Source organism: Sodalis praecaptivus (assembly GCF_000517425.1).
GTDB lineage: Bacteria > Pseudomonadota > Gammaproteobacteria > Enterobacterales > Enterobacteriaceae > Sodalis_A > Sodalis_A praecaptivus.
Genome location: NZ_CP006569.1, coordinates 2,402,169 through 2,427,962, shown reverse-complemented (window position 1 = coordinate 2,427,962; position 25,794 = coordinate 2,402,169). Strand labels below are relative to the sequence as shown.

The 25,794-nt window shown below is 59.1% G+C and carries 20 protein-coding genes; 15 read left to right on the top strand and 5 right to left on the bottom strand.

Annotated features, from left to right (window positions below):
* Positions 1-48 precede the first annotated feature (48 nt).
* The 5 genes from hemA to kdsA all read left to right on the top strand — a co-directional run bounded on the left by hemA (position 49) and on the right by kdsA (position 5,177).
* On the top strand, positions 49-1,311 hold the full coding sequence (gene hemA / locus SANT_RS10725) for a glutamyl-tRNA reductase (protein WP_025422293.1): 1,263 nt from the start codon (positions 49-51) through the stop codon (positions 1,309-1,311).
* Positions 1,312-1,336: 25 nt separating this feature from the next.
* Complete coding sequence (gene prfA, locus SANT_RS10720) at positions 1,337-2,419, top strand: peptide chain release factor 1 (protein ID WP_025422292.1); 1,083 nt, start codon at positions 1,337-1,339, stop codon at positions 2,417-2,419.
* Positions 2,419-3,267 carry a peptide chain release factor N(5)-glutamine methyltransferase gene (gene prmC, locus SANT_RS10715; protein WP_025422291.1) on the top strand — a complete coding sequence of 283 codons (849 nt, stop codon included), beginning with the start codon at positions 2,419-2,421 and terminating at the stop codon, positions 3,265-3,267. Before prfA ends, prmC begins: the two co-directional genes overlap by 1 nt.
* A 203-nt stretch (positions 3,268-3,470) precedes the next feature.
* Positions 3,471-4,280 carry an invasion regulator SirB1 gene (sirB1, locus tag SANT_RS10710; RefSeq protein ID WP_025422290.1) on the top strand — a complete coding sequence of 270 codons (810 nt, stop codon included), beginning with the start codon at positions 3,471-3,473 and terminating at the stop codon, positions 4,278-4,280.
* Positions 4,281-4,322: 42 nt separating this feature from the next.
* A complete protein-coding gene (gene kdsA / locus SANT_RS10705; RefSeq protein WP_025422289.1) occupies positions 4,323-5,177 on the top strand; it encodes a 3-deoxy-8-phosphooctulonate synthase in 855 nt (284 codons plus the stop codon).
* Positions 5,178-5,384: 207 nt separating this feature from the next.
* On the opposite strand, the gene dauA is transcribed toward kdsA, so the two are convergent.
* Both dauA and chaA read right to left on the bottom strand, forming a co-directional pair.
* Positions 5,385-7,115: a C4-dicarboxylic acid transporter DauA gene (dauA, locus tag SANT_RS10700; RefSeq protein ID WP_025422288.1), complete on the bottom strand. Its 1,731-nt coding sequence runs from the start codon at positions 7,113-7,115 to the stop codon at positions 5,385-5,387.
* A gap of 162 nt (positions 7,116-7,277) precedes the next feature.
* Entirely contained in the window at positions 7,278-8,372 is a 1,095-nt protein-coding gene (gene chaA / locus SANT_RS10695) for a sodium-potassium/proton antiporter ChaA (RefSeq protein ID WP_025422287.1), read from the bottom strand.
* A gap of 474 nt (positions 8,373-8,846) precedes the next feature.
* On the opposite strand from chaA, the gene chaB reads away from it, so the two are divergent.
* Both chaB and SANT_RS10685 read left to right on the top strand, forming a co-directional pair.
* Positions 8,847-9,077 carry a putative cation transport regulator ChaB gene (gene chaB, locus SANT_RS10690; RefSeq protein ID WP_025422286.1) on the top strand — a complete coding sequence of 77 codons (231 nt, stop codon included), beginning with the start codon at positions 8,847-8,849 and terminating at the stop codon, positions 9,075-9,077.
* Between the two features lie 841 nt (positions 9,078-9,918).
* Positions 9,919-10,626 carry a gamma-glutamylcyclotransferase gene (locus SANT_RS10685; protein WP_025422285.1) on the top strand — a complete coding sequence of 236 codons (708 nt, stop codon included), beginning with the start codon at positions 9,919-9,921 and terminating at the stop codon, positions 10,624-10,626.
* A 247-nt stretch (positions 10,627-10,873) separates the two neighbouring features.
* Here the strand turns inward: SANT_RS10685 and SANT_RS10680 are convergent, their stop codons facing one another.
* Positions 10,874-12,169 carry an acyltransferase family protein gene (locus tag SANT_RS10680; RefSeq protein ID WP_025422284.1) on the bottom strand — a complete coding sequence of 432 codons (1,296 nt, stop codon included), beginning with the start codon at positions 12,167-12,169 and terminating at the stop codon, positions 10,874-10,876.
* Positions 12,170-12,395: 226 nt separating this feature from the next.
* On the opposite strand from SANT_RS10680, the gene SANT_RS10675 reads away from it, so the two are divergent.
* The 3 genes from SANT_RS10675 (at position 12,396) to SANT_RS10665 (ending at position 15,839) form a co-directional block, all read left to right on the top strand.
* Positions 12,396-13,856 (top strand): YchO/YchP family invasin, encoded by a 1,461-nt coding sequence (locus SANT_RS10675; protein ID WP_025422283.1) that lies wholly within the window; start codon positions 12,396-12,398, stop codon positions 13,854-13,856.
* 420 nt (positions 13,857-14,276) lie between these two features.
* A complete protein-coding gene (gene spy / locus SANT_RS10670; protein WP_025422282.1) occupies positions 14,277-14,744 on the top strand; it encodes an ATP-independent periplasmic protein-refolding chaperone Spy in 468 nt (155 codons plus the stop codon).
* Between the two features lie 201 nt (positions 14,745-14,945).
* Complete coding sequence (locus tag SANT_RS10665; protein ID WP_025422281.1) at positions 14,946-15,839, top strand: LysR family transcriptional regulator; 894 nt, start codon at positions 14,946-14,948, stop codon at positions 15,837-15,839.
* A gap of 218 nt (positions 15,840-16,057) precedes the next feature.
* Here the strand turns inward: SANT_RS10665 and nadE are convergent, their stop codons facing one another.
* Complete coding sequence (gene nadE / locus SANT_RS10660; protein ID WP_025422280.1) at positions 16,058-16,882, bottom strand: ammonia-dependent NAD(+) synthetase; 825 nt, start codon at positions 16,880-16,882, stop codon at positions 16,058-16,060.
* A 234-nt stretch (positions 16,883-17,116) separates the two neighbouring features.
* Between nadE and osmE the strand changes: the two genes are divergently transcribed.
* The 5 genes from osmE to SANT_RS10635 all read left to right on the top strand — a co-directional run bounded on the left by osmE (position 17,117) and on the right by SANT_RS10635 (position 24,920).
* Positions 17,117-17,455, top strand: a complete 339-nt coding sequence (gene osmE, locus SANT_RS10655) for an osmotically-inducible lipoprotein OsmE (protein WP_025422279.1) — start codon at positions 17,117-17,119, stop codon at positions 17,453-17,455.
* Between the two features lie 599 nt (positions 17,456-18,054).
* Positions 18,055-19,212, top strand: coding sequence for an efflux RND transporter periplasmic adaptor subunit (locus SANT_RS10650; protein ID WP_025422278.1), 1,158 nt, complete (start codon positions 18,055-18,057; stop codon positions 19,210-19,212).
* Between the two features lies 1 nt (position 19,213).
* Positions 19,214-22,375, top strand: a complete 3,162-nt coding sequence (locus SANT_RS10645; RefSeq protein ID WP_025422277.1) for an efflux RND transporter permease subunit — start codon at positions 19,214-19,216, stop codon at positions 22,373-22,375.
* A 2-nt stretch (positions 22,376-22,377) separates the two neighbouring features.
* Positions 22,378-23,805 (top strand): efflux transporter outer membrane subunit, encoded by a 1,428-nt coding sequence (locus SANT_RS10640; protein WP_025422276.1) that lies wholly within the window; start codon positions 22,378-22,380, stop codon positions 23,803-23,805.
* A 533-nt stretch (positions 23,806-24,338) separates the two neighbouring features.
* A complete protein-coding gene (locus tag SANT_RS10635; RefSeq protein WP_025422275.1) occupies positions 24,339-24,920 on the top strand; it encodes a TetR/AcrR family transcriptional regulator in 582 nt (193 codons plus the stop codon).
* 107 nt (positions 24,921-25,027) lie between these two features.
* Here SANT_RS10635 and SANT_RS10630 read toward each other — a convergent pair whose 3' ends face one another.
* Positions 25,028-25,591, bottom strand: coding sequence for a TetR/AcrR family transcriptional regulator (locus SANT_RS10630; RefSeq protein WP_051440154.1), 564 nt, complete (start codon positions 25,589-25,591; stop codon positions 25,028-25,030).
* Positions 25,592-25,794 lie beyond the last annotated feature (203 nt).

The window sequence follows — 25,794 nt, the reverse complement described above, 5'->3', positions numbered from 1 at the left end:
GCAGACGATAACCATACTAACGCTTGTACTACTCTGTAACCTGAACCCATGACATTGCTCGCACTCGGTATCAATCATAAAACAGCGCCGGTCGCTTTGCGCGAACGGGTGGCGTTCTCACCCGATACCCTCGACCAGGCGTTGGGCAGCTTGCTTGCACAACCGCTGGTGCAGGGCGGTGTCGTGCTGTCTACCTGCAACCGCACCGAGCTGTACCTGAGCGTTGAACAACAGGCTGATTTGCAAGAGGCGCTGGTACGCTGGCTGTGCGATTATCACCAGCTGGAGCCGGACCAGGTGCGCCAGAGTCTTTACTGGTATCTCGGCGATGAAGCCGTCAGCCATCTGATGCGCGTCGCCAGCGGCCTGGACTCGCTGGTGCTCGGCGAGCCGCAAATCCTGGGTCAGGTTAAAAAGGCGTTCGCCGAATCCCGCCGCGGGCACGGCCTGTCGGTGGATTTGGAGCGATTGTTTCAGAAATCGTTCTCCGTTGCCAAGCGGGTGCGCACCGAAACCGAAATCGGCTCACACGCGGTTTCGGTGGCGTTTGCCGCCTGCACCCTGGCGCGGCAGATATTTGAATCCCTGGCCGAGGTAACGGTGCTGCTGGTGGGCGCCGGCGAAACGATTGAACTGGTGGCGCGTCACCTGCGCGAGCACAAAGTGAAGCGGCTGCTCATCGCCAACCGTACCCGTGATCGGGCGCAGCGGCTGGCGGAAGAGGTCGGCGCTGACGTCATCAGCCTGGCGGAAATTGATAGCCAATTGGGTGAGGCCGACATTATTATCACTTCTACCGCCAGCACCCTGCCGATTATCGGTAAAGGAATGGTGGAGCGAGCGCTGAAACAACGCCGTTATCAGCCCATGCTGCTGGTGGATATCGCTGTACCGCGCGATATTGAACCGGAAGTGGCGAAGCTGGCCGACGCCTATCTGTATACGGTGGACGATCTGCAGGCCATTATCGAAAAGAACCTGGCGCAGCGTAAACATGCCGCGGTATTGGCGGAAACCATCGTCGCGCAGGAAAGTCTGGATTTCATGGGTTGGCTGCGCAGCCAGTCGGCGGTGGAGGCGATACGCGATTACCGCACCCAGGCGGATAGCCTGCGGGCGGAGTTTGAAGCCCGCGCGCTGGCGGCGTTGCGCCTCGGCGCCGACCCGGAGCAGGTGGTGAAAGAGATGGCGCACAAGCTGACCAACCGTCTCATTCACGCGCCGACCAAATCGCTGCAGCAGGCCGCCCGCGAAGGCGACGCCGAGCGACTACACATTTTGCGTGACGGTCTCGGACTGGACACGCACTGAAACACATAAGGTAAATACACCACGCATGAAGCCCTCGATAGTCGCCAAATTGGAGGCGTTGCAAGAGCGCCGTGAAGAAGTGGAAGTCCTGCTCGGCGATCCCGGCGTCATTGCCGATCAGGCGCGTTTTCGCGTCCTGTCGAAGGAGTACGCGCAGCTGTCTGATGTGACAAATTGTTTTCAGCGCTGGCGCCAGGTGCAAGAGGATATCCACACCGCGGAGCACCTGCTGCAGGACCCGGAAATGCGCGATATGGCGCAAGAGGAGCTGCTGGCCTCGCGCGCCAGCCGGGAACGGCTGGAGCAGCAGCTTCAGGTGCTGCTGCTGCCGAAGGATCCCGACGATGAACGCGGCTGTTTCCTGGAAGTGCGTGCCGGTACCGGCGGCGATGAGGCGGCGCTGTTCGCGGGCGATCTGTTTCGTATGTACAGCCGTTTCGCCGAGACCCGCCGCTGGAAGGTGGAGATCGTCAGCGCCAGCGACGGCGAGCACGGCGGCTTTAAAGAGGTCATCGCCAAAGTGTCCCATGAAGGGGCTTACGGCCTGTTAAAATTTGAATCCGGCGGCCATCGCGTGCAGCGGGTGCCGGAAACGGAATCCCAGGGGCGCATCCACACCTCGGCCTGCACCGTGGCGGTGATGCCGGAAATCCCGGAGGCGGAACTGCCGGAAATCAACGCCGGCGATCTGCGCATCGATACCTTCCGCTCCTCCGGCGCGGGCGGTCAGCACGTCAATACCACCGACTCGGCAATCCGCATTACCCATCTGCCCACCGGGCTGGTGGTGGAGTGCCAGGATGAACGCTCCCAGCACAAGAATAAAGCGAAAGCCCTGGCGGTGCTGGGGGCGCGTCTGCGCGCCGCAGAAGTCCAGCGCCGGCAGCAGGAGGAGTCCTCCACGCGGCGCAACCTGCTGGGCAGCGGCGATCGCTCCGATCGTATCCGTACCTACAATTTCCCACAGGGGCGGGTGACCGATCACCGCATCGGCCTGACGCTGTACCGGCTGGAGGAAGTGATCGAAGGCAAGCTGGATATGCTGATCCAACCCATCATGCAGGAGTATCAGGCCGATCAGCTCGCCGCGTTGTCCGAGACGCCCTGATGACCTGGCAGCAATGGCTGACGCAGGCCGCGGCCCGGCTGCGTGACTCGTTGAGCCCCAGCGCCAAGCGCGATGCCGAAATCTTGCTGGCGCAGGTGACCGGGGCGACGCGCACCCGGCTGCTGGCCTTCGGCGAAACCCCGCTGACGGACGCCCAATGCGCGACCCTTGAGACGCTTCTTGCGCGCCGCGAACGGGGCGAGCCCGTGGCCTATCTTATCGGCGAACGCGAATTTTGGTCCCTGCGGCTGCGCGTATCGCCCGATACCTTAATTCCACGTCCCGATACGGAATGTTTAGTCCAGCGCTCGCTGGCGCTATTGCCGCCCGCCCGCGCCGAGGTGCTGGATTTGGGCACCGGCAGCGGCGCCATCGCGCTGGCGCTGGCCTCGGAACGGCCTGCGTGGCGGATAACCGGCGTCGATCGCTCGCCGGGCGCCGTGGCGCTCGCCCGTGATAACGCCGCCCGTCTGGGACTGACGAATGTGCAGTTCCATGAAAGTGACTGGTTTAAAGCATTGCAGGCGCAACGCTATAGTCTTATTGTGAGTAATCCACCCTATATTGAGGCGGACGATCCCCATCTTGCTCAGGGCGACGTGCGCTTCGAGCCGCGTAGCGCTTTGGTGGCGGGGGAGGATGGCCTTAAGGATTTGGCGGCGATTTGCCGCGAGGCGGGGCCGCATTTGCTGCCCGGCGGCTGGCTGCTGCTGGAGCACGGCTGGCGTCAGGGGCCGGCGGTGCGCGCCCTGCTCGCCGAGGCGGGCTTTGACCACACGGCTACCCTGCGCGATTACGGCGACAATGAGCGCGTGAGCCAGGGACAGCGATTGCCAGAGGGAAAGTGATTTTAATAAGGGAATGGACAGGCGTGCTTTACGAGCGACAACGGGATGACCGATGACCAGAATGGGTCACACCCGCCAGCAGTTTCCCCCGCGTTCCGCCCGTCCGGGCGTCGTTTGCCGCCGTCTGCCCCCGGGTGCCTGTTGTTCGTCACCGTTGCTGCCTTGTCGGCGCTAACCAGGCTCACCCTGTTAACAGGACCAATATGAGTACGATTGCCGATTTTGAATATAACCAGCATCCTCTCAGCGAGGGGATGCTGCGCGTTACCCAGGCCATTCGGCCCGATTTTGCCATTGATAACGTCCGCGCCCAATTGCAAAGCCTGACGGAGGAAGCGCGGCGTCAGATACCCGCCGACCTGGCACAGGATGACCAACTGGCCCAGCTCCTCGAGCTGTTTTACCGCACTTGGGGCTTCGGCGGCGTCGGCGGCGTTTACCGTTTGTCCGACGCCTTGTGGCTGGATAACGTCCTGGCCCGCCGCCAGGGTTTGCCCGCTTCGCTGGGGATTATCCTGCTGCATATCGCCCAGGCGCTGGAAATCCCGTTGTTGCCGGTAATTTTTCCGACCCAGATGATCCTGCGCGCCGACTGGCTCGACGGTGAAATGTGGCTGATAAACCCCATTAATGGCGACCCGCTGGACGCGCATACGCTCGATATCTGGCTGCGTGGCAATCTGGGTGAAGGGGTGCAGCTTGATGAAGAGGATCTGGAAGAGGCGGATAATAATACCGTGGTGCGCAAATTGTTGGATACCCTGAAAGGCGCGCTGATGGACGAAAAACAAATGGAGCTAGCGCTACGCGCCAGCGAGGCTATGCTGGAGTTTGACCCGGCGGATCCCTACGAAATCCGCGACCGCGGTCTGATTTATGTCGAGCTGGAGTGCGACCACGTGGCGCTCAACGATTTAAATTACTTCGTCGAGCAGTGCCCGGAAGATCCGGTCAGCGAGATGATTAAGGTCCAAATCCACTCCATCGAGCAAAAATCGGTTACCCTACATTGACCGGCGGCGGTTGCCGGTTAATTTCAATTAAAAAGGTGAAGCATGAAACAGTTGGTGGTCAATATTGGCGACATTCAGGTAGCGAATGATTTGCCCTTCGTGCTGTTCGGCGGCATGAACGTGCTGGAGTCGCGCGATCTGGCGATGCGCATCTGCGAACACTACGTCACCGTGACGGAAAAACTGGGCATTCCCTACGTGTTTAAGGCGTCGTTTGATAAAGCCAACCGATCCTCCATTCATTCCTATCGGGGACCGGGTCTGGAAGAGGGCATGAAGATTTTTGCCGAGCTGAAAGCGCAGTTTGGCGTGAAGGTCATTACCGATGTGCACGAAGCCGGCCAGGCGCAAAGCGTAGCGGATGTGGTCGATGTTATCCAGCTACCGGCGTTTTTGGCGCGCCAGACCGATCTGGTGGAGGCCATGGCCCGTACCGGCGCGGTGATCAACGTGAAAAAGCCGCAGTTTATCAGCCCCGGGCAGGTCGGTAATATCGTCGACAAGTTTCGTGAAGCCGGCAATCACCAGGTGATCCTATGCGATCGCGGCAGCAATTTCGGCTATGACAACCTGGTCGTGGACATGCTGGGCTTTAACGTGATGAAACAGGTCTCCGGCGGTTGCCCGGTGATTTTCGACGTTACCCACGCCCTGCAAACCCGCGATCCGTTCGGCGCGGCCTCCGGCGGGCGGCGGGCGCAGGTAAGCGAGCTTGCCCGCGCCGGTATGGCGGTCGGCATTGCCGGTCTGTTCATCGAAGCGCATCCGGACCCGGCGAATGCGAAATGCGATGGCCCCTCGGCCTTGCCGCTGGCCAAACTGGAGCCGTTCCTGCGCCAGATGAAGGCGATTGATGAACTGGTCAAATCCTTCCCAGAGCTCGACACCGGGCACTAACGCCGCCAGTACGCGCCGGCTGGGCGGCTGCCCTAACGGCGCGCTGTGCCGCTAACGGCCCTGGCCTACCGTCAGCGCTAACGGCTCTGGCCTACCGCCAGCGCTAACGGCCCTGGCCTACCGCCAGCGCTAACGGCTCTGGCCTACCGCCAGCGCTAACGGCTCTGGCCTACCGCCAGCGCTAACGGCCCTGGCCTACCGCCAGCGCTAACGGTTCTGGCCTACCGCCAGCGCGTCGGCGGCAGGAGGCGCGGAAAGGTATTCCAGCGCCTGCGGCAGAGTGCTGCAAAATGACAGCCGATCGGCAATCGGCATGACATTGGCCCGCGCCAGCGTTTTCAGCGGCTGGAAAGGAATATCGGTCACCAGCACATGCTGGCCCGCGGGCAGTTTGTTGCAAAACTGCATAAAGGCCTGCAGGCCGCCGGCATCCAGCACAGGGACGGCATCCCATTGCAAAATAAGGTATTTATCTTTGGGGGTCAGCGCGCTGAGCTCGGCAAAAATACGCTCCGCGGCGGCGAAGAATAGCGGGCCGTTGATGCGTATCACCCGCGTCATCGGCAGGTTGCACGGTAGCTCGGTCAAACGGGTCATGCGGGCGATGCGGCGCATGAACAGCAGCGACGCCAGTACGATCCCAACGGTTATGGCAATGACCATATCGAACAAGACGGTCAGCGACATGCATAGCAACATGACGATAATGTCGTCTTTTGGCGCCCGACGCAGCAGATAGATGACCTTATGCGCTTCGCTCATGTTCCAGGCGACCAGCAGCAGCAGGGCCGCCATGGCGGACAGCGGCAGCCAGGAGAGCGCCGGCGCCAGCACCAGTAGCGCCAGGAGCACCAGTAGCGCATGCACCAGCGCCGAGACGGGGGAGGTGGCGCCAGCGCGCACATTGGCGGCGGAGCGCGCGATGGCCGCGGTGGCGGTAATGCCGCAGAAAAACGGCGCCAGCACATTGCCGATACCTTGACCGATAAGTTCATTGTCGGATTGATGCTTTTTACCGGTCATGCCGTCCAGCACCACGGCACACAGCAGCGATTCAATCGCGCCCAGCATCGCCATGGAAAACGCCGCCGGCAGCAAGGCTGAAAGGGTGTTTGCGGTCAACGCGACCGGCGTGCCGTCGGCGCCCGGCAGTTGCCAGGGCAGCAGCCAATGGGGCAGGATGGCCGGGATCCCTTGGCCGTGGGTGCCGTCCGCGAGCAAATAGCTAAAACGGCTGCCGATGGTGGCTGCCGGCATACCAAGCACCCACAGCACGCCCATGACCGCTACGCCGGCCAGCAGCGCCGGCAAATGCGGCGGCAGGCGTATACCCAGCCGAGGCCAATAAATCAACACGCCCAGCGTCACGATCCCCACTAAGGTATCGGCGAAGGTAAAGGTGGGCAGGGCGGAGAGCAACCCCGCCACCTTGCCCAGATAGTGCTCCGGGAGCGTGGCGGTATGGAGACCAAAGAAATCTTTGACCTGCATGGTGCCAATCGTGATGGCGATCCCCGACGTGAAGCCCAGCGTGACCGGCAGCGGAATGAATTCGATTAAGCGGCCAAGGCGCGCCAACCCCATGATAATCAGCAGCAGCCCCGACATGAGAGTGGCAATCAACAGCCCCGCCAGGCCGAATTGTTGTGATACCGGATAGAGGATCACCACGAAAGCGGCCGTCGGGCCCGATACGCTAAAACGCGAGCCCCCGCACAGGGCGATCGCAATGCCCGCGACGGCGGAGGTATATAGCCCGTACTGCGGCGCCACCCCGCTGGCAATCGCCAGGGCCATCGCCAGCGGAATGGCAATGATACCGACGGTAATGCCGGCAACAGTATCTTTGAGCAAGCGTTGTGAGGTATAGCGTTCCTTCCAGCAGGCATCGATCAGCGCGCTGAAAAGGCGTATGCCGGAGAAATAATGCGTCTTCATTAACTCAGTAAACCAAATGAGGAACAACGGCGGCCGGCCGTCAGAAAGAACTCCTACCATACGCCGAGCGGCAGCAAAAAAACCAGCGCCAAATCAAGGCAGGGGGAAAAAAGTGAACCGCCGCCGCGTTGCGGCGGCGGGGCAAAAGGGGCAAACGGCCCACTAGAGCATGATGGTCATCAGATAGGCGACAAACAGCGCCAGATGTGCCGCGCCGTTTAACACATTGGTGCGCCCGGTAGAGAGAGAAACCTGGCACACGATCAGCGCGGTTAACATGACCACGGTTTGCGGCAGCGACAGACCGAACGTCAGCTGATTGCCGGTGAAAATGGCGATAAGCGTCACGGTCGGCACCGTCAGCGAGATGGTCGCCAGGATTGAGCCAAAAAACAGGTTCATCGCCCGCTGAACCTCATTGGCGAGCACGGCGCGGATGGCGCCAAGGCCTTCAGGGGAGAGGATCAGCAGCGCCACCAGGAAGCCGGTCACCTGCTTCGGCGCATCGATGGCGGTCAGCAAATGATCGAGCGGCTCGGCGTTCACTTTGGTCACCACCACCACGGCGATAAGGTGAATAATCAGCCACGCGCCGTGCCAGAGCGATCCGTGCGCGGAAGGCTTGCCGTGCGGGTCGTCATCATCCTCGTCCTCATGCTCATAGATAAACCACTTCTGGTGGGTGCGGGTTTGGATCAGTAAAAATACCCCGTACATGGCCGCGGAAACGGCGCCGACAATCAACATTTGCGCGACGGTGAAATTCCCTCCCGGCAGCGATGAGGGGAAGACCAGCACGATGACCGACAGCGGCATAATCGCCATCAAATACTGCTTGATGCCCGCCAGATTAAGCGACTGAGTGGCGAATTTGCTGCCGCCCAGCAGCAATGAGAAGCCGACCAGGCCGGTGGTGACGATCATGATGACCGAATACAGCGTGTCGCGCATCAAGGCGGGCGCAGCATTGCCGGTCGCCATCAGCGCCGAGATGAGGCTGACTTCGAGAATCACCACGGACAGGGTCAAAATGAGCGACCCGAGAGGCTCGCCGAGCCGGTGGGCCAGCACGTCGGCGTGGCGCACCACGCTAAAGGCGCTGACCAAAATGCCGAGCAACGCCAGCAGATTGATCGCCACAAGCACGCCTATTGCGGTAGCGGCCCCCCAGAGGCTGAGCACGCCAAGCGCGGCCAGAGGAAAAATCAGGCTATATTCTTTATGGCGGGTCTTAACCGCAGGGGTGGCGGACGTCATGCTGTCGCTCTCTCCTGAATTGAACGCTGAATGTCCTACCCGCGACTCCGCCACGGGCGCTTACCGATTACCATTAACGGCAGCGATAAGTTTAACATAAAGGGATTGTTTGCGCGGGGTCATTTGCATAAATTGACGTTTAACGGCGTTAATGCCCTTAGAGTGGCATAAATACCTCTCTTTGCGCGCTGCGATAACTAGGTCTTTGATGAAAGGCGTTGTTTTCTTATTTTGTCGCCTTAATGCCCGTTTGTCTTCTCTCATTTATGCCAAAATAGAGGCTAAAACGCACGCTGATAATGCAATAAATTCGGTCTTGAGGAAAAAGCGGCTATTAACGGGGTGAAAAAACTGTTGATAGGCCTGCGGTCAGCGTCGGGCGTCACGACGGGCGGCGGCGCGCGTCGCGTCTGCCGACGAAAAACGCCACAGGACCTATACTGAAATAGGATAAGGACCCTAAAAGGAGGCTGTATGCCCTATCAATCCAATTCATCCTTACCGGACAGCGTCACCGGGGTTTTGCCCAAGCATGCGCAGGATATTTACCGCGAAGCCTTTAATAGCGCTTGGGATCAATACAAAGAGGCTTCCGAGCGCCGCGGCCATGAATCGCGTGAGGAGACCGCCCATAAGGTCGCCTGGGCGGCGGTAAAACATAAATACCATAAGGGCGAAGACGACCGCTGGCACCCGAAAAAGTAAGGGCTGACGCAGTGCAGGGGGCGCGGGCGGCGGGCAGCGCCGTCCCCCTGTGCGGCTTTGCCCCGATTGGACGTACCAGCGCCGTCCCCGTGCGCGGCTTTGCCCGATTGGACGTGCCGGCGCCGTCCCCGTGCGCGGCTTTGCCCCGATTAAACGTACCAGCGCCGTCCCCGTGCGCGGCTTTGCCCGATTGGACGTGTCGGCGCCATCCCCGTGCGCAGCTTTGCCCCGATTGGACGCGTTGGCGCCGTCCCCGTGCGCGGCTTTGCCCCGATTAGACGTGCCGGCGCCGTCCCCGTGCGCGGCTTTGCCCGATTGGACGTGCCGGCGCCGTCCCCTTGCGCGTAGTTACCCCGATTGCCCGTGCAGCGCCCGCATCTTGCCGCCCCGATAGCGCCACCCTGCGGCTACTCGCCCTAAGCTTTACAACCGGCCTGCTGAGCTTAAGGTCTTAACCCATCCGCCGCCGCAATTTTGCCCTGCCGAGACGGGCTTCCTTTTGGTGTGTGCGCGCATGGGGTCCGTCGTTGCCCTCTACCGTCACGGGAAGCGCCACCGTCAGGGTTTGCGAGCTGGGCAGGGCCTGACGCCGAGACGCGGTGATCCCCGGCCGCGTCAGCGCTATTCGCTGCGGCTAGGGTCGCGGCGCCGGGGACGCGCGCCGGGATAGCTTTTTGTCATAATTGTGACTCGCTTCAAACTTGATTGCGGCGGCGGAAACGCATATGGTCATATTGTTGGTGATTCAATTATGAGCAATAAAAACAGAAATTATCTTCACGCGCAGGCGGCGCAGGTGCGCCACCGCAGTTGAACGTGATGGCCAGGAGAAAGCAAGCGAGTGTTAACGCGAGACTTTTTGCAGAAAGCGGATTGTAAAACGGCCTTTGGTATTATTGACGAATCGCTGCTGTTAACGCCCGAACAGCGGCGGGCATCGCTGGCGTGCACGCTGAGTCGTCGACCGGACAATAGCCCGGTGTGGATTTTCGGTTACGGCTCGCTGATGTGGAATCCCATCTTTGAGGCGGAAGAGGTGCGTCCGGCCACGCTCTTCGGCTGGCATCGCGCCTTCTGTCTGCGGCTTATCTCCGGACGCGGTACCTCGTCGCAGCCGGGGCGCATGTTGGCGTTAAAAGAGGGCGGCCAGACCACGGGCCTGGCGTTTCGCCTGCCTGAAGATCGCCTGCACGAGGAGCTGGAATTGCTGTGGAAGCGGGAGATGCTGACCGGATGCTACATCCCCATATGGAGCGAACTGACGTTGGATAATGGTGACAGCGTCACGGCATTGGCCTTTGTCATGGATCCCTGCCACCCTTTTTTCGAGGCGGATACCCGGTCGCAGGTTATCGCACCGCTTATCGCCTGCGCCAGCGGCCCGCTTGGCACCAACGCCCAGTATCTCTTTGCCCTGGAGCAAGAGCTGAACAATTACGGCATGCAGGATGACTGTATGGTGGAATTGGTCAAGCAGGTTCGCCAACTGATCCAGGGGCGGGCGGCGGTGAACCAAACGCCGCGGGATGAGCCGCCGCTGGCGATTTAATCGGCGCCGCGCGGGTGACCACCGTGAGACGGCGCAAGGCGGGATGGCGCTCTTCAGGCCAGGCCGGTGGCCGCAGGATAACGCGCTGTTCAGCCGGCGCCGTTGCGCAGGGGGATGGCGCGCAGCGATCGATCATTCAGCCCCCCTTTAACGCCTGGGCCGCGTGTCGCGCGGTTTTTGCCCCTGCGCGCCGGCCCTCGGCCCGAGTGCGCGCCGCTCTTCGGCGACGCCGCAGCGTTAGACCTCATCATGACCCGCTGGTTTTTACACCCGTTTCGCCGACAGGTTTGGCAGGGTGACCGATAAAGCGGGCCACCAGCCATTTTCTGACCCGCACGACAAAACGCTCCTGAAACAGCACGCATACCGTCACGGTCAGCACCAGGAACAGGGCATAGCCGGTTAATGACAGCTTGACGTTGGCTGCGGCCGCCACGCACTCGCTCCATTGGTTCAAACATTGCCCGGGTGCGCCCCGCACCAGCTGCTCCAGCGTCATGAACAGATTGAACAGCGGGACATGCAGGGCGAACATGGATAACGACGCCGCGCCCAGGCGGGGCGACCAATGGCGCAGCCAGGCGCTGTCTGGATTGCGCGCCAGCGCGCACAGCGTGATAAGCATCAGTTGCGAAGGCAGCAGCAGGCCATTATGCAACAAGAAATACCAATATTTGGGGCCGTGGGTAAACAGCACGGTGGCTAGCAAGAAACAGCCCACGATAAACAGCACCATCATGCGGCGCGCGGCGGCCGATAGCACGACCCCCGACAGATGGGCGCGTTTGAATAATGCATACGCCAGGATACCGCCGAAGAATTCCGGTACGCGAAACAGCGGCAGACGCTGCAATAGCCCGGTATAAGGCACGCCATATTGATGCTGCCAAATTACCCATAGCGGCGGCAACAAATAGACCAGCATGCAGATCCCAAGCCACAGCCAGGGGTTGCGCGCATTCATCAGACGCGGCGCCGCCCAAGGGAACAACAGATAAAAGAAAAACAGCGCCGACAGCGACCAGAGCGGTGCATTGAACGTCAGGAAATAGGGGTTCCACGCCTGTAGCATAAAGAGCTGTAAGACGCTGTTGAACGCCAGCTGCACGTTATCCATGTAATGACGGAACAGTTCCGGATGCGTCTGGCCCAGAATTTCATTGGTGTCGTACACCACAAACCGGATTGTCGCGCCGGGACCTTCGGGCGGTATCGCCAACCATTGCATGAACGTAACCACCAGCATGGACGACACCAGCGCCACGATATGAATGGGATAGAGATTAAACAACCGCTTACGCCAAAAATGGCTGGCCGGCTCGCGTAATCCGCGGCCGCGAACATAGACATGGGCGAGTAAAAACCCGGACAGAACAAAAAAGGCGCTGGTGGCGAAAAAGCCCATACTGGTCAGCTCGCTCAGACCAAACACTGCGTTGAATTGCGGATAGTGGTGAGCGGTATGATAAATCATTACGTAACAGCCAAGCAGGAAGCGCAGCCACTCCAGGCCGATAAACCGTTCCTTTTCCAGTTGCGTCATTTTTCCTTCTCCGGACTGTAAGCGTCAAACACGATAGCGGGCAGGTCAAACATCAGATATTTAGCAATGTATTTATTGTAGTTTAGAATGGTAAGTCATCTCACTGTCTAAGCCCATCCCGAATGTGATAGAGTAAGGGTTCTCGGGTTACTTTATGAGCAGTCCGGCGACATCGCCGGTCATCAAAGCAACGGCCGCAGCGGCGCAGCGGCGAACAGAGAGGGCCATGAACGTCTTTATACCAAATCGGCGGCTTTGCGCCGTCATGTCCTACGTCATTATGGGATTTATCTTAGGCGCCGCTACCGCTGGCCCTTTCTTCTGTCCGTTCCCCGCCGTGGCGCGGGTCACCCCGCAGGACAATGACAATGCCCTGCTAAGCCAACAACAATCGTTGCCCAGCCTCGGGAGCGCAAGTGTAAACGAAAGCGGTTCGGAAAAGAAGTTGGCGACGATCGCCAGACAAATGGCGGAAGTCAACCAGGATGAAAATAACGATCAAACCTGGCGCAGCTATCTGCTGGGGGAGGCGAAAGATCGCGTCCTTAACCGGCTGCAGCAAAAAAGCGAAGCGATGTTATCTCCCCTCGGCTATACCCAAGTGCAGCTCAATGTCGACGAAAGCGGCCGCTTTAGCGGCAGTTCCGGCCAGATGCTGTTGCCGCTGGACGATCAAAAGACGCGCGGTCTGACCTATGGCCAACTGGGCCTACAGGGCGTGGATGACGACATCGTCGGTAACATGGGCCTGGGCCAGCGCTGGAACGCCGGCCGATGGTTGCTGGGCTTGAACGTGTTTTACGATCAATACCTGCAACATAACAGCTTGCGCCGGGGCAGCGTTGGCGCTGAAGCGCGCAGCGATTACCTGTCGCTCTCGTCCAACTACTATTACCCGCTGTCGGCCATGCACGCCCTTAATGATGATGATGACCAACGGGTGCGCATGGCCAGCGGCTACGATATTACTACCCAGGGTTATCTCCCGTTTTATCGCCAGCTGGGCGCCTCGGTTAAATATGAACAGTACTTTGGGCAACGGGTGGATGTTTTCGATAGCGGTAATTATCGCGCCAATCCGGCGGCGGTCGAGCTCGGCGTCAGCTATACCCCCGTGCCGCTCATGACGTTGTCCGCTAGCCATAAGCTGGGGGACGGCGGCGAAAGCGCTGAGCAGTATCAGCTCACCCTCAATTATCGCCTGGGCGTGCCGATATACAGGCAGTTGTCGGCGGATTACGTGGCCGAGGCGCACTCGCTGCGCGGCAGCCGCTATGATCAGGTGCAGCGCAATGCCGTGCCGGTTCTGGCGTTTAAACAGCGCAAAAGCCTGTCGGTGTTCCTGGCGACGCCGCCCTGGTCGCTACAGCCGGGCACCTCGCTGGCGCTCAAAGTGCAGGTGTCGGCGCGCTATCCCCTGACCGCAGTGAGCTGGCAGGGCGATACCCAGGCGCTAAGCCTGACTCCGCCGGCCGACAGCGGCCAGCCCGATGGCTGGTCCATCATCCTGCCGCCCTGGGATGATGCCCCGGGCGCCCGTAATCAATATCGCCTATCGGTAACGGTGGAGGATGAAAAGCAGCAGCGCGTGACCTCCAATTGGATTGTGTTAAAACTTAACGCACCGTTGCAGGCGGCCGCTGACGGCGAAGAGCCGCTGACGTTTACAACCCGCGACGGGGCTTAAGCCGATGGGCGGCGTGCGGGCGACATTGTCGCGTTTCCCTCGGCCGAGAAAAAAAAACTCGGCCAGGGAGAAAAGGGTTATTGCCCTATAATATTCTCTCAGCGTGCGGCAAAATACGATAAGCGAAACGGTAGGGGCCGCGAATAGTGTTGGCGAGGCGAGGGGAATCGCGCTATTTTAACCCAGGGCGCAATTTTGACCCAAGGCACAATGCGAAGCGCTTCATTAAATTTCACTACGGTTTCCCTCCTTATTCTCCTTTTTTTCTTCATTATTGCGCAGAAATTGAGTGATAGGCTTTAACATATTTACTCAGGCTCGCACTACTTGAAGTTAACTCGCGTAAAGTTATTCTTGTAATGCACGCTTCGGTGTTTATTTCGCGCCGCGGCATACAGGTAAAAATAATGAGGAAATATCATGCGTAAATCAACCGCTTTCGCTCTGGCCACATCATTGATGTTAGGTACCGTCCAGCTGGCTTCCGCCGCCGATACCGCCGCGGCGCCGGCCGCGCCGGAGAGCGCGAAAATGCATCATCATCCGAAGCACGGCCCCATGATGGAGCAGATGTTCAAGGATTTGAATTTGACCACCGCCCAGCGTGAGCAGATGCGCGATATTGCACGCGATTCGATGAAAAATATGAAGAAGCCGTCGGCTGACGAGCATAAACAGCTCCATGATGTCATTGCCGCCGATAATTTTGACAGCAGCAAAGCGCAGGCGCTGGTCACCAGCATGTCACAAGCGCAAAATGAAAGAATGCTGGCTCGTCTCGAAATGCAGAATAAAATGTATAATGTCCTGACCCCGGCGCAGAAGCAGGAATTCAATAAGAAATTTGAAGCGCGTCAGGCTAAAATGGCGGAACAGGGAAATAACTAAATTCCGTTAACACGCCTTTATTCCATCGCAGCCTACGGCTGCGATTTTTTTTGCCTGTGGACAGCCGGTCGGGTCTATCGGGCGTTATCTCAAGCGGCATGAGTGCGGGCGCGCTGTTCAACCGCCGCAAATTCTCTTACTATGCGGGCTATATCGTCGATACCGACCAGCCTCTGAGGCCGTCGGCCCGGAGCGCCCATCATGCGTTTACGTCATATCGAAATCATTCATGCCATTATGGCGTCCGGCAGTATCAGCGGCGCGGCGCGCCGGCTTAATGTCTCGCAACCCAATATCAGCCGCGTGCTGGCCCATGCCGAACAGCAGCTGGGATTTGCCTTATTCGATCGCCGGCCCTCCGGGCTACAGCCGACGTCGCGGGCACAACGGATGATGCCGGAAATCGACCAGCTTTATCTCCAGTTACAACGAATCGACCAGCTCGCCCAACGTTTACGCGCCCCTGAGCAGTTACGCATTGGCGCCGCTCATGCGATTGGCCAATCTTTAATGGCGCAGGTGCTGTTGGACTACCGCCGACAGGCGGAGCCGCTGCCGGCGGATGTCGAACTGGTGACCGGTCATCATGACACGCTTTGCCAGGATCTGTTGGCTGACCGGCTGGATCTGGCGTTGACCTTTGGTCAATCCCTAGCGCCGCGGTTGACGGCGGAAGTGCTTTATCAGGCCGATATGGTGGCGCTCGTCCCGCCGTCTGTGACGGTCGCGGCGCCGGTCAGCCTGGCCTGGCTATGTGAGCATCATCTGCTGATGATGCAGCCGCAGGATCCGCTGGGGCGGGTACTGCACCAGACGTTGCGCGCCCAGGGGCTGCGTTCTTGCGGCACGTTGCAGATCAAGACCTATTCCGTTATTGCCGATATGGTGCTGGCCGGCGGTGGCGTGGGGATCGTCGACACTTTCACCGCCAGACGTTATGCCCAACAGTTACAGGTCGTGAAAATCCAGGGGGCGCTGCCGTTTGAGGTGCAACTGCTGATGACCGCGTCTCACGCCGCCGATCCGGCGGTGCTGCTGATGCGCAGCATTATCCGCCGACGGCTGGAACAGTGGGTCGACGCGCAGGCGGCGTAAAGCCGACGCTGCGCGGGCGGCCAAGGGGCGATGGCGCCGCCTCCACTTCACCCGCCGGCGGCGGCCACACGGGAGTGATATCCAGGCGGCGCGAAGCCAGCGTTTCGCCAATGCGTCACGCTACATTATCCGCCGGTGGTGGGAAAAGGGGGCAACCGCGCGGGCCTAAACGTTATGCGGACGTGCCGGCGCGCGGCTGACCGCGGCCGGCGGGGGGATTATTGCCAAAAGTCGTCAAACACCGTCACCGGCGGATGGCGTTTATGCTCGGTGCGTTGATACCAGTTTTCAATCACGCGCGCCGCGGCGGCATCGATGGTTTTGCCTTCCAAGTAATCATCGACCATTTCGTAAGTGACCCCGAGCGCGGTTTCGTCAGGTAACGCGGGGCGATCTTCTTCTAGGTCGGCGGTCGGCGCTTTGAGATAGAGATGCTCGGGGCAGCCGAGGTGCTGCAATATGGCGCGGCCCTGGCGTTTATTCAGGCGGAAGAGGGGGTTGATATCGGTACCGCCGTCGCCGTACTTGGTGAAGAAACCGGTTACCGCTTCCGCAGCGTGATCGGTACCCACCACCAATCCCGAAGTCATGCCGGCGATGCTGTACTGGGCTTTCATGCGTTCGCGCGCCTTTTCATTGCCTTTAACGTAATCGCTTAACGCGATGCCCGCCTCGCGCAAGGTCGCCTCGCTGGCCTGAATCGCGCTTTTAATATTGACGGTGATCACCTGGTCAGGCTGGATGAAGGCGATTGCATCCCGGCAGTCCGCTTCATCTTTCTGCTCGCCGTGGGGCAAGCGCACGGCGATAAAGCGGTAGTCGGCCACGCCGGTTTCCTGACGGAGCTCGCTGATGGCCTGCTGGCACACTTTGCCCGTCAGGGTGGAATCCTGGCCGCCGCTGATGCCAAGCACCAGCGTGCGCACGAAAGTATACTTTTTCAGGTAGGCTTTGAGAAAATCCACGCTCACCCGAAATTCGGCCGCCGGGTCAATCGTGGGTTTTACGCCCAGCGCCGCTATGATTTCTTGCTGTAGTGCCATTCGCTTTGTCTCCTGAAACGTCAAGCTGCGGGTATCGCAAACGTCATGATGAGGGTAATCACAAAAGTGTAAAGCCTAACGCTTAGAAGAGAAAGCGTTACCCGCCGGCGATGCCAATATCGATTTCGGCGGCCGGCCTGGAACAAAAATAAGCACCAAAATGAACGGCCTATTTGAAAAAATGTGTTTTGGCATCTAGGCTTATTGATACACACAATGAATGAGGTGACCTCGATGAATAATAAAATGGTTCTGGCTATTTCCGCCGCCGCGGCGATTTCTTTCCTTTCTGGCTGTACCGCCTATGATCGTGCCGACAGTTATTTGAACAAACCCGTCGTAAGCGATGTGAAAAAAGGCATGACCAAAGAGCAGGCGCGCGCTATCGGCGGCGTGCCGGCGACCTCCTCGACCATGATTAATGCGCGCGGCACGTGTGATTCCTATGTCCTGGGTAACCGTGACGGTAAACCGATTAATTATTTCGTCAGCTACGACGAAACCGGCAAGGTATTGAACAAAGGGTTCCAGAGCTGCCAAGAATACGACACCAATCCTCAGCAGGGCCAATAAGCGTTCCTAGCGTCCGCTTGGGCGCCGGGCCACCGCCGGCTCTGATGGGCCGGCGGGCGCAGCCCGGCGACCGGCTGTGGCCCGCTGCCGGCAGGGCGGCGCGAATCCCAGTTCTGCTATAACGGCTTTCCAGCGTCAGTCGACGCGACCCTATTTTCCCTTAAGGCGTTCGCCGAAATTACTCCTTTATGGCGTTTGCCACCGCTAGCGCGATGGCCCTCAAAGGTTTGCCGCCGCTGCACGATGGTCCTCTAGGCGCTTGCCACCGCTAACGCAATGGCCCCCAAACTGTTTGCCGCGTCGCGCATCTTCGGTGAATGTTTTCGCCCCTGTTGCCTCACTCAAGCCTAGGGAAATCTTCAAATTGGCTGCCCCGCAGTCACTTTCCCTTTCCCTGACCTGGTGCTGTCGGTTATGACTGCCTGCTGTCGAGGGCGACGCGCGCGCGTTGCCCGGCACGCCCGCGTCACAGACCGCATGGCGTGATAAAAACCTATTTAGGTAACATGTATTTTCGTTTTTTTTACCAAAGTAGGCCATCGGCCCTCTGGCGTCTGCGGGTATAATGAGAATGAATATTCATTATAGGATTGGGCGTGATGTTTCTCTCAAGATTTTTGGCGGTAGGACTGATATTCCTCGTCGTGGCCTGCGATCGGCAGCCGGATACGAATCCCGCTGGCGCGGCAACCGAGGTGGGGGTGAAAACGTTACAGCCCCAGTCGGTCACCTTAACCAGCGATTTAACCGGTCGCGTAAAAGGGTCGTTGGTTTCCGATGTTCGCCCCCAGGTGGACGGTATCATTCAGAAGCGGCTTTTTACCGAAGGAGATGAAGTCAAGGAAGGGCAGGCGCTGTATCAAATCGACCCAGCCAGCTATCAGGCCACCTATGATGAGGCCGTGGGGCAGTTGAAAAATGCCGTGGCGGTGGTTAACAGCAGCAAACTGAAGGCACAGCGCTATACGGCGTTGGTGAAGGAAAACGGCGTCTCCCGCCAGGATGCCGATGAGGCCGTAGCCACCTGGCAACAAAACGTTGCCTCGGTGGACCAATACCGCGCCGCGGTACAGAGCGCGCGTATTGATCTGCAACGCACCGTGATTAAGGCCCCCATCTCTGGCCGTATCGGCATCTCTTCGGTTACCCCCGGCGCGCTGGTCGAAGCCAATCAATCCGACGCGCTGGCCACCATCCGCGCGCTGGATCCTATCTATGTCGACCTGACGCAGTCCAGCAGCCAGCTGCTGCAGCTGCGTCGCCAACAGGGGACGCTAAAGCAGGAGGGTGACACGGTACCGGTGACGGTCACGTTGGAGGACGGCACGCGTTACGCGCACACCGGCAAGCTTGAGCTGACCGAGGTGGCGGTGGATGAAAGCACGGGCACCGTCACGCTGCGCGCCATTTTACCCAATCCGCAGCACGAGCTGTTGCCGGGAATGTATGTCCGCGCCAGCGTAAGCAATGGCGTGAAGGCTAATGCGATTCTGGCGCCCCAGCAGGGCATTACCCGCGATGCGAAAGGCAACGCCACCGCGCTGGTGGTGGGGCAGGATAACAAAGTGGAAAGCCGCCAGGTCACCGTCGATCGCGTCATTGGCAGCGATTGGCTGGTTAACGAAGGATTGAAAGCGGGCGATAGGGTGATCGTGGAAGGGACCAGCAAAGTGCAAACCGGAATGACGGTGAAGGCGGTAGAAGCGACTACCCCATCCGACGCCGCGCAAACGACCGACGGTAGCGGAGGAGAGTAACATGCTGGCTGGTTTTTTCATCCGTCGCCCGGTTTTTGCCTGGGTGATAGCGATTATCATCGTGCTGTTTGGCGTGTTGAGTATCAACACTCTGCCGGTAGCCCAGTACCCCGACGTGGCGCCGCCGCAGATCACCATTGAGGCTACCTACACCGGCGCCTCGGCGGAAACGCTCGAAAGCAGCGTCACGCAGGTGATCGAACAGCAGCTTACCGGACTGGATGGGTTGCTTTATTTTTCGTCAACCAGCACCGCCTCCACCGGTCAGTCAAAAATTACGGTCACCTTTCAGCAGGGGACCGATCCGGATATCGCGCAGGTCCAGGTGCAAAATAAAGTGCAGCAGGCGGAAAGCCGGCTGCCGGATTCCGTCACGTCGCAGGGCGTGACGGTGGCGAAAGCGCAGTCCGACTTTTTGCTTATCATGACGCTTTATGACAAGGCGGACAAAAGCACCTCGTCGGACGTGGCCGATTACCTGATAAGCAATATGCAAGACACCCTGGCGCGCGTGCAGGGGGTGGGGGATGTGCAGGTGTTCGGCTCCGAATATGCGATGCGCATCTGGCTTGACCCGGCCAAGCTTGCGGCCTATTCCTTGATGCCGTCCGATGTGGAAACGGCGCTGGAGAATCAAAATACCCAAGTATCCTCCGGGCAAATCGGCGCCCAGCCCGCCGGTAAAGACCAGCAACTGGTGGCGACGGTACGTTCCCGTTCACGCCTGCAAACCCCGGAGCAGTTCCGCAATATTGTGTTGAAAACCAACAGCGGAGGCTCCATCGTGCGTTTGGCCGATGTGGCCCGGGTGGAGATGGGCGATGAGGATTACAGCACCAACGTGCTGGCCAACGGTCATCCCGCCGCCGGTATGGCCATTAAACTGGCGCCGGGCGCCAATGCGCTGTCCACGGCGGAAAAAGTGAAGAGCACCATTAGCGAGCTGCAAAGCGGTATGCCGGCGAGCTATACCGTGGCCTATCCGCTCGATAGCACCGAGTTCATCAAAGTCTCCATCGAAGAAGTGGTGAAGACATTGGGGGAGGCGATTCTCCTGGTGGTGGTGGTCATGTTCGTGTTTTTGCAAAACTGGCGCACGACCTTGATCCCCGCCATCGCGGTGCCGGTAGTGTTATTGGGCACCTTCGGCGTACTGTCGCTGTTTGACTATTCTATCAATACGCTGACCATGTTCGGCATGGTCCTGGCGATTGGTCTATTGGTGGACGACGCCATCGTGGTGGTGGAAAACGTCGAACGCGTGATGCGCGAGGAAAAACTGTCGCCGCGGGACGCGACGGCGAAATCCATGAAGGAAATTACCAGCGCGCTTATCGGTATCGCCTTGGTACTGTCGGCGGTGTTCCTGCCCATGTCGTTTTTCAGCGGTTCAACCGGCGTCATTTACCGTCAGTTCTCCATTACCATTGTTTCTTCCATGATCCTGTCGGTGGTGGTGGCGCTGACCCTCACGCCGGCGCTGTGCGCCAGCTTTTTGCAACCTCATGACGATGAGCATAGCGAGAAAGGCTTTTTCGGCTGGTTCAACCGTCACTATGACGCGCTGCAAACGCGTTATGAGAATCGCGTCGGCCGCGTCATTCACGGTCCCCTGCGCTATTTGTTGCTCTATGCGGTTTTGCTGCTGGCCTGCGCCGTGATGTATGTACGTTTGCCTACCGGCTTCCTGCCGACGGAAGATCAGGGTTATATCATGGTGCAGTACCAACTGCCGCCGGGGGCCACGGAGAGCCGCACCCGCAACGTGCGCAGTGAGATCCAGCAGTACTTTCTGAACCAAGAAAAAGACAATATCAACGTCGGCATGCTGGTTAACGGTTTCAGTTTCGCCGGTAGCGGGCAAAACGCCGGGGTCGGATTTATCGCGCTGAAAAACTGGAGCGACCGTAAAGGCACCGAAAACGAGGCGGACGCTATTGCGCTGCGGGCGATGAAACATTTTGCCGGCATGCGCGATGCGCAGGTGTATGTCTTAACGCCGCCCGCCATTTCCGGCCTGGGGCAATCCAACGGGTTCACCTTTGAACTTCAGGCCCGCCCCGGTACCGATCGCAGCCAACTGCTGAAACTGCGCGATCAGCTTATTGCCAACGCGGCCAAGGACGCCACGCTCGCGAGCGTGCGCGCCAATACGCTGCCGGATTTACCGCAGTTGCAGGTCGATATCGATGATGACAAAGCCGAGACGCTCGGCACCTCGGTCAGCGACATTAACGACACGCTCGGTAGCGCCCTGGGGGGAACCTATGTCAACGACTTTACCGATCGCGGACGGGTAAAAAAAGTGTATATCCAAGGCGACGCCGATTTTCGCAGTAAACCCGAGGACATTAATCGCTGGTTCGTGAAAGGCACGGACAGCGACGGTAATGACACCATGGTACCGTTTTCGTCCTTCGCCACCTCTCACTGGATCTACGGTGCGGATACCTTGTCCCGCTACAACGGGCTGGCGTCCTATGAAATCCAGGGCGAGGCGGCTTCCGGCAGCAGTTCGGGGAACGCAATGAACCAAATGGAGACGTTGGCGGGGCAATTACCCGCGGGCAGCTCCCATGCCTGGTCAGCGTTATCTTATCAAGAACGATTGTCGGGCAATCAGGCGATGTCGCTGTACGCCATTTCGCTGGTGGTAGTGTTCTTGTGTCTGGCGGCGCTGTATGAAAGCTGGTCGGTTCCCTTTTCGGTCATGATGGTAGTCCCGCTTGGCGTTGTGGGGTCGCTACTGGCCATCACAATGCGCGGTTTGGAAAATGATGTCTATTTCCAGGTCGCATTGTTAACCATCATTGGGCTTTCGTCGAAAAATGCCATCTTGATTGTGGAATTCGCCGAGGAACGCTATCGCCAGGGCCAGACCCTGATAGCCGCGGCGGTGCATGCGGCCGCCATGCGGCTGCGGCCGATTCTGATGACGTCGCTGGCGTTTGCCGCCGGGGTATTGCCGCTGGCGGTGTCGACGGGGGCGGGGGCCAATAGCCGTATCGCGATTGGTACCGGTATTATTGGCGGCATCATTACCGCCACGCTGCTGGCGATATTCCTGGTGCCGCTGTTTTTTGTCATCGTCAGGCGGATTTTCCCTGGCATTCCCGAGGGGGAACACCCCGTCAAATCCACCCACCAGGACACGGGGGCATGAACATGTTAGCAAGACGAATTATCATGGTGGCGCCCCTGCTGCTGAGCGGCTGTTTATCGCTGGATCCCCACTATACGCGCCCGGCGGCGCCGGTGCCGGACAGGTTGCCAACCGGCGGCGCTTATGCTTCGCTCGGCCACGCGCCAGGCAGCAATTATCGCGACATCGCCTGGCGGGACTACATTCTGGATGACCGGTTGCGTCAGACCGTCGCTATGGCGTTGAACAGCAGCCGCGATTTGCGCGAAGCCGTAGCCGATGTTAAAGCGGCTAAAGCGCAATATGGTGAAGAACGATCAAATCTGTTCCCCACCGTTGATGCGGAGCTGTCAGGGACCCGCTCCCGCGCGCTCACCGGCGAGGGCAACCAGACGGCGATAAGCCAAAGCACCCAGGCGGAGGGGAGCATCAGCTCCTTTGAGCTGGATTTGTTCGGCAAAAACCAGAGCTTGACGCGGGAACAGTATGAAACCTACCTCGGCACGCTGGCGGGTGCGCGCAGTACCCGCTTAACCGTGCTGTACAATACGGTGTATTACTGGCTGGCGCTCGCCGCCGATCAAAGCAACCTGGCGATTGCGCAGCAAACGGCGCAAAGCGCGCGCCAATCCCTTGAGGTCACGCAAAAAAAATTGCAGCACGGCATCGTCTCCGGGGTCGATGTGGCGTCGGCTGAAACCACCTATCAATCCGCTATGGCCGATATCGCCAGCTATCAAACCAGCGTGGCGCAGGATAAGAACGCGCTGGACCTGGTGGTGGGCCAGCGCGTGCCGGACGCGTGGCTGCCGAACGGCATTGAGCAGCTGTCTGGCGCGCTAAGTGAAATGCCCGCCGACATTTCATCGCAGGTATTGCTAAACCGGCCGGATGTCCTGGAAGCGGAGCACAATTTGAAGGCGGCAAACGCCAGTATCGGCGCGGCGCGGGCCAATTTCTTCCCATCTATTTCCCTGACGACGTCAGCCGGGGTGGGCAGCAATGCGCTGTCTTCATTGTTCAAACACGGTGCGGGCATCTGGTCCTTTTCACCTAGCGTCTCGCTGCCGTTATTCACCGGCGGCTACAATACCGCGCAGCTGAATTACACCCGCGCGCAAAAAGAGCTTTACGTTGCGACCTATGAAAAAGCGGTACAGACCGCGTTCCAGGAAGTGGCTGACGCGCTGGCGCGCCGCGGCACGATTCACGCGCAGCTAACGGGCCATACGGACTATGTCGCCGCGGCCGGGCGCTATTATCATCTGGCCGATTTGCGTTATCAAAACGGCGTCGACACCTATTTGAACGCGCTCGATGCCCAGCGGGAACTCTACAGCGCCAGAACCGAATTAGTCAGTACCCAACTGGCGTATTATCAAAATCTGATCACGCTGTATAAAGTGATGGGGGGCGGGACGGCGCTGGCGGAATCAAAATTAGCGCTTTAACGCAACGGCGCGGGGCGCGCCACGTCCTGCCACGGTGGCATATTGCCGTGCTGCGATGTGGCCATGCTGCCCTGTAGCCGTACGGCTATGTAATCATGGTGACATGTAGCCCTGTTGCCCTGTAGCCGTGCAGTTATGTTGCCGTACTGCTATGTAGACGTGCTGTTATGTAGCCATGGTGACATGTTGCCCTGTTGCCACGTAGCCCTGTTGTGATGCATCGTGCTGCCGTGCCGTGCCGTGCCGTGCCGTGCCGCACCGCACCGTGCCGTGCGGCGTTCACAGGTCGCCGAGGGCGGCTGCGGGTTCAGTTTGGCGCCGTGATAGGATGGGGGACGAAAGGGGTTTTACCCAGCGCGCCAGCGCGCGCGCCCGGTTGCCCCTTGGAAAAGCGTATGCGGCCGGGGGTGCTGGCCGCGGGCGTACAGGAGTACGAGGGCCATTTCTTGCGCCGGAAGGTTCTTCTTATGCACGGAGCAAGGTAACATAGCCCCCTTGCACATCAAGGTGTTATTGCTTAGAAGGGGAAAGCGGTGAGAAAAGGGGCGGGTGAGGACTTTCACAGGCAACGTCGTGCGCAAATCATTGAGGCCGCAAAAGAAAGTTTTGCTCAATCCGGATTCCACGGCGCGACCATGGCCGAGCTGAGTCAACAATCTGGCCTCAGCGCGGGGCAGCTCTATCGCTATTTTGACAGTAAGGACGCGCTGATAGATGCGGTGGTGCGCCAGGTCGCCGGGCAATGGTATCGCCTGCTGGCGGAGAAATTACGCGCTTTGACCGATTACGCGGCGATTTTATTCCCTCAATCGCCTTTTTGGTCTGACTGGCCGGCGAGAGAACGGGTTTTACTGCTTGAAACGTTCTCCGAAGCCTCGCGCAGCGCTACTCTTCAATCGATTTTACGTCAGGAAGAACAGGATCTGATCGACGCACTGGTCAATCATGACGCTCCACCGACGTCGTTACAGGACGAAAGCCGACGCCGCGCGGCCATTGAACTGCTGTTAACCCTTATCAACGGTGCGGTTTGCCGGACGTTTCATGAAGAAGATATCGATAGCGCTATCACCGCGGCGGTAACGCGGTTTTTGTCAGCGGCGGTGCGCGCCTAGCGCCACCGTCCGGGGCGGGGGCTTGGCCGACGTGGCGCTAGGTTGCCGGGGCGATCGCCCGGCAAACAGCGAACCGCTGGGCAAACGGCCTGGCTTAAGGACTTGCGCTAAGCGCCTGAATTCATTTGGCGGATCAAATCGTCGACCAGCGGCCAGAAGGCCGCGTTATGCTGGGCGATATTCACGTTTTTACGCATGATCACGCCATCAATAATCAAGGAAAAAATATACAAACGCGTGCGGATTTCACTATCTTTGGCGTTGGCGTGCAGCGCTCTGAAATGGCTAAAGGCATATTCCTGCAAAGTCAAATGCGCGCGGTGGATGATGTGCTGAACGTGGGCATTTCTGCTGGCTTCCGCCGAGATGGCCAGCATCAGCGCGATACTGTCCCGCGTGTCGACGTTAACGGTATCGCCCGCGAAGAGCGTGAGCCGGGCGCTATCGCCCTCCAGAACAGAGTCGGCTTTCATTTTTTGCTGTAACCGCTCAACTACCTGGTTCACCAGCGCCTCAATGATGTCACTTTTCCCTTTAAAATAGCGGTAAATCAGCCCGGTGCTGATACCCGCCATCACGGCGATTTCCTGCACGGTCGTATTGTGAAACCCTTTTTGCTTCACGCACGTTTCTGCGGCAGAGAGTATTTGATCGGCACGATTCATCTTCATCGTTGATTGCCCTCCACCTGACTCTATCGCCGAATGTCGGCCCGTGCGCATAGCTTAACATGGGGGGGCGAGCAGACCTAGTGATTCGCGGCGCGCCGCCCGCCGCCAGAGGGGATGGCGGCGAGCAACATCATCGCCTGCGGTCAAAAAAAAGGGTAAGCGCGCCAGGCGCTTACCCTGCAAGACCTTGCTACTGCCGTCTT